The following is a 5,024-nucleotide window of genomic DNA, read 5'->3' on the forward strand; positions in this document are numbered from 1 at the left end:
TCTTAACTTTAGCATGATTGCCCGGTTCTGCACCATCAACGGCTATACCATTTCCAGCCCCGCCGTAAAAACCTACTACCAGCGGCATTTTACCGCCGCATAAGCCGAAACTGCCCCATGGGGCAGTCCGCAGGGGATGACCGCCCTGCGCTGACGATGGCAGGTCATGAAAGACGGTGAAATAGTGAATCCTGTGCTAAGTGTTAAAGAGCTGGCCGACCTTAAGGGATGCAGCCCGCAATGGATACGCAAGCTGGCCGGTGAACAGAAGTTGCATGGCCAGAAGCGCATAAACGCCGATGGCTCTCCAGAGTGGGTGTTCCCCCTCAAAAGCCTGGAGCCCCATCTGCAGCTTAGATACTACAAGAATAAAGCCGCAGAAATGCCGGGGCTGGCTGAGTTTACAAAATCCCTGCAAAATGAGGGCAGGCCCTTTGACCATTTCAGTGAAGAGGAGCGCCAGGAAATCATCTGGTGGCAAAAGACCCTGGAGGACTGGAAAGAATACAGAAACCGTTATCCTGGGGACAAGGCCGAAGCCGATCACAAGTTTATCTCCATTCGCGCTGAGCTTGACCCGGAGAACACCTTCTCAGTGGATACATTATACCGCAAAGAGCGCAACTTCCGCAAGCTGGGTTTGGATGGCCTGCTGGACAAGCGCGGCAAGGGCCGTAAGGGGAAAAGCAAGATCACCGAGGAAATGCGGCAGACGTTTTTAAGCTACTACCTGGACGAGGCCCAGCACCCCATCCAAAAGTGCTATGAGTACACCCGGCTGTACTTCCAGGACACGGCCCCGGAGCTGGTGGCGGATATCCCCACCTATTCCACATTCTGGCGCATGGTGCAGAACGATATCCCCGAACCCATGGAAGTGTTGGGGCGGCAAGGTCAAAAGGCTTTCCGCGACCGCTGCGCCCCCTACATACATCGCATATATGAGGAAATGGCCAGCAACGAGTGGTGGGTGGCTGATAACCACACCTTTGACGTTATCACCCAGGGCGAGAACGGCCAGCTCCATCGTCTGTACCTTACGGCCTTCTTTGACGCCAGGAGCGGGATATATACCGGGAGCCACGTCACCACGGCCCCCAGCAGCCAGTCCACCCTGGTGGCGCTGCGCAAGGGCATCTTGAAATACGGCATCCCGGAGAATATTTACGTTGACAATGGCCGCGAGTTCCTGACCCACGATATAGGCGGCCTGGGCCACCGGAAGAAAAAGCCCAAGGACGGCGAGGAGCGCTTTGAGGTGCCCCCGGTGTTCGAGCGGCTGGGCATCAACATGACAAACGCCATAGTCAAAAATGCCAAGGCGAAAATCATTGAGCGGCGCTTTAGGGACATAAAAGACCACCTTTCCCGCCTGTTCGAGACCTACACGGGCGGCAACGTAGTGGAAAAGCCGGAAAAGCTCAAGGGTGTGCTGAAAAACGGGGAGATACCCCTGGACGCCACCTTTACCGACACGGTGGAGACCCTGCTGGACTGGTATTTCAACCAGCAGCCCTATGGCGGCGAGGTGACCGCAGACCATGGCAAGCCCCGCCAGCAGGTCTACAATGAGAACCTGCACACCAAGCGGGTGGCCGGGGCCGAGGACTTGAACCTCATGCTCATGCGCAGCGCCAGGGTGCAGACAGTTGGCAGGCGCGGGGTGCATCTGGATATTGCAGGCCAGCGGCTGGACTATTGGAACGATGATTTCACCTTTAACTACATGGGCAAAAAAGTGTACTTCCGCTATGACCCGGACGATCTGAGCGCCGTGCGGGTGTATGACCTGGAAGACCGCTTTATTATGACGGTGCCGGTGGACAACACGGCGGTGCTTACCTATGGGGCCAGCAAGGAGGAGGTCAAGGCTGCCATGGGCAAGGTGCGGCGGCTGGAGCGCATTACCAAAGAGGCGCTGGAGGCCAGCACGGTGCAGGCTTTTGGCAAGCGCACAGCCCTGGAGCTGGTGCTGGAGCAGGCCCTTGATAACAAGACGGCCCGGATCATCCCGGAACCCCGGCCCAAGGTGCTGGAGCTGCAAAGGCCCAACGAGGAGCCGCTGCTTAAGGCGGTGGGCGGGCCTGACCTGGATGTTATGAATAGGAACGCTCTCAGAAGACAAGGAGGAACCGATAATGAGTAAGGTTTACAACAGCGCATTGCAGGCAAGGGTAACGCAGTTTTTGCAGGACAAGCAAATCAGCCAAGCCAAGGCCGCCCCCCTTATGGGTATCAGCCAGACGGCCCTTTCCCAATACCGCCGCAGTATGTACGACAACGGCGATATTTCGGCCCTGGAAAGCAAGCTGGAGGAATTCTTCAAGGCCCAGGACGAACAGGACGCCAGCACGGAAAAGGCCCTGCCCTATAAGCCCATCCAGGACTATATCCCCACCTCCATTTCCGAGGACGTGTACAAGCTGATCCGCTATTGCCAGCTGGAAAAGGGCATGGTCATTATCCACGGTGACGCAGGCATCGGCAAGACCAAGGGCGCGGAAAAGTTTGTAAGGGACAACCCCACCAGCAGCGTGTACATACAGGCCACCCCCAGCATCGGCACCCTGGGCAACCTTTTGAAGATGCTGGCGCGGGCGCTGCGGGTGCCGGAAAGCCGCAGCAAGCTGGAGCTGGCCCTTTCCATCCGGGAGAAGCTGGAGGGCACCAACCGGGTTATTATCATTGACGAGGCCCAGCACCTGCAGCTGCGGGCCTTGGAAGAGATACGCACATGGACAGACCCCAACCCCATCACCGGGCAACAGGGCGTGGGCATCGCGCTGATCGGCAACACCGAGACATATACCCGCATGGTGGGCAAGCAGGAGGCCCGGTTCGCGCAGCTGTTCTCCCGTATCCGCATGAACCGCTTTTACAGCACCCACAAGGTCACAGCCGAGGACGTAAAGGCCCTTTTCCCCAAACTGGCCGAGGAGGGCCAGAAAAAGGAGGCCGCTTTCCTACATGGCATCTGTCAAAGCAAGTGGGGCGTCCGGGGCGCGGTGAATGTCTATAACAACGCCGTAAACAACGAGGACATTACCTATACTGGGCTTTATAACATGGCCCGCAATATGGGTATAGGCGTGGTATAAGGGGGGATCAGCGTGACAGGGGTACTTATTACAGCGATTATTTGTGCAACTATTATTATCCTTGCCCGTATGGGTAAAGAGAAATAGGAGGGGCTTATGATTTTTAAGAGGGTTTTACCGCTGGTTTTGGCGGCGTTGGCAGGGCTTTTGAGTGGTATGTATATCCGGCTGGGGTTTGAGATCGTGAAGGGCCGACCGTTTTCCCCAGGCGGAGAGGCGTTGTTTCTTCCCTTGGTGGGGTTGCTGCTTTACCTGGGATACAACATAGGCAAGGCGGCAGCCACCCAGCGGGCCGCAGCCGCCGCCTATAAGGCCGGATACCGGGACGGCTACCAGCAGGGATGCGTGGGCAGCCGCAAGGTTGAGGCAGGCCCTGCAGAACCTGCCAGGGCCTCCAATGAATAATCAAGGGGCTGTAAGCCCCGCCTTAATGCAGCTGCCTGTTGAGGCAACGGTCGCAAGCCCGTGTAAATGCAGAGCGAGGAAACGGAAAGGGTTGTGGGAATGGATCTGGAACATACAGCCATCATGCGCCTGCAGGAGGCGGCAAAGCTCAGCGAGTTCTATTACCAAAAGCCCCTGCTGCTGACCTACTCTGGCGGTAAAGACAGCGAGGTGTGCCTTGAGCTTTGCAGGCGGGCCGGGGTGCCATTTGAGGTTATTCATAATCATACTACGGCTGACGCTCCGGAAACCGTGTACCATGTGCGCAAGGTGTTTCGCAAGCTGGAGCTGGAGGGTGTTAAGTGTGAAATACTGCACCCCTTATACAAAGGCCATCTCACCTCCATGTGGGCCTTAATCATTAAGGAAATGTATCCTCCTACCAGAAAGGTTAGGTATTGTTGCCGTTATCTTAAAGAGCGAACCATATCTCGCTGCTGCGCCGTGTTAGGAGTAAGAAGAAGCGAAAGCCCAAAACGGGCGGCATCCGGTGTAGCAGAAAAGCGCAGCAGCCGTAAGCAAGACCGACAAACATTTGATTTTGACAATGGAGATAAGCGGATTATTGCATCATGCCTCATGAAAGCCACAATAAAAATCCATCCCATTGTGGAGTGGACAGACCGGGACGTGTGGCAGTTTTTGACGGACGTAAAAGCTAACATAAACCCCTGTTATTCCATGGGATTTACCAGGGTGGGCTGTGTCGGGTGCCCTATGGCCAGCAAGACCCGCTATCTGGAGTTTCAGCAATGGCCCAAGTTTGAAAATTTGTACCGCAGAGCCTTTGCTCGCATGCTGGAGGAACGCAAGGCACGGGGCAAGCCCTGCCAGTGGAAGACCGCCGATGAGGTTTTCCGCTGGTGGATGCAGGACAAGAACCTGGACGGCCAGCTGGACATATTCGGCGGGGAGGTGGGCGCGGATGGCCTGTAACTGGCCCTACACCTGCAGCAGGTGCCAGAAAGCCGACAAGCTGCTGGAAACAGGCGGGCGGGCCTGCTGCACCTGCCGGTTTTGGGGATTGGATATTGACTCCCCTGTGTGCTGGAAGAAAATGCAGATCATGCTGCCCTGCGAGGACTGCGGGGAGTGGGAAAGGAGAGAGCCATGGCGGCAAAGAAACAGAAGCGCATGACCCAGCGCCAGAAGGACGAAAGGGCACAGGTCAAAAAGGAGCTGCAGGCAAAAGGGGTACTCCCGCCTGACAAGCCCAGGCTGAACCGCAAAAAGTTTGCCAAAGAGGTGTGGGGAGAATATGAGGCCATGGAACCCATCCGGCGGGAGGTTTTCCTCCTTAAGGCCATCGGCTGCATGGTGGGGCCGGATATGCGGGAGGTCACGCCGGAAGAGGTGGGGGTGCTTAAACTGCTCAAGTTAGCCGTGGAAATGGACAAGTTTTCCCAGCGGCTCAAGGCAGAGGGCCGGGATACCTACACCCTGGGGGAGCTGTCCGATAAAGTTATCATGCCTGTTTTGAAG

At 56.4% G+C, this 5,024-nt stretch carries 6 protein-coding genes and 1 other RNA gene; all 7 read left to right on the forward strand.

Annotation, left to right across the window (positions count from 1 at the left end; translation table 11 throughout):
- Positions 1-102 precede the first annotated feature (102 nt).
- Positions 103-169, forward strand: an RNA gene (locus VSQ30_RS20470) — hammerhead ribozyme type II.
- Entirely contained in the window at positions 167-2,146 is a 1,980-nt protein-coding gene (locus VSQ30_RS20475) for a Mu transposase C-terminal domain-containing protein (RefSeq protein WP_334467117.1), read from the forward strand. Before VSQ30_RS20470 ends, VSQ30_RS20475 begins: the two co-directional genes overlap by 3 nt.
- Positions 2,139-3,098, forward strand: a complete 960-nt coding sequence (locus VSQ30_RS20480; protein WP_334467119.1) for an AAA family ATPase — start codon at positions 2,139-2,141, stop codon at positions 3,096-3,098. The genes VSQ30_RS20475 and VSQ30_RS20480 overlap by 8 nt, the downstream gene beginning before the upstream one ends.
- A 96-nt stretch (positions 3,099-3,194) precedes the next feature.
- Positions 3,195-3,503 carry a hypothetical protein gene (locus tag VSQ30_RS20485; protein WP_334467121.1) on the forward strand — a complete coding sequence of 103 codons (309 nt, stop codon included), beginning with the start codon at positions 3,195-3,197 and terminating at the stop codon, positions 3,501-3,503.
- Positions 3,504-3,602: 99 nt separating this feature from the next.
- The gene (locus VSQ30_RS20490) at positions 3,603-4,478 is read left to right on the forward strand and encodes a phosphoadenosine phosphosulfate reductase family protein (RefSeq protein ID WP_334467123.1); all 876 of its coding nucleotides are present in this window, start codon (positions 3,603-3,605) and stop codon (positions 4,476-4,478) included.
- Positions 4,468-4,680 (forward strand): hypothetical protein, encoded by a 213-nt coding sequence (locus tag VSQ30_RS20495; RefSeq protein ID WP_334467126.1) that lies wholly within the window; start codon positions 4,468-4,470, stop codon positions 4,678-4,680. Before VSQ30_RS20490 ends, VSQ30_RS20495 begins: the two co-directional genes overlap by 11 nt.
- A partial coding sequence (locus VSQ30_RS20500; RefSeq protein ID WP_334467129.1) for an addiction module toxin RelE occupies positions 4,653-5,024 on the forward strand: 372 nt, incomplete at its 3' end. The genes VSQ30_RS20495 and VSQ30_RS20500, both read left to right, overlap by 28 nt.

It is taken from the genome of Acutalibacter sp. JLR.KK004 (assembly GCF_036941085.1).
Taxonomy (GTDB): Bacteria; Bacillota; Clostridia; order Oscillospirales; family Acutalibacteraceae; genus Acutalibacter.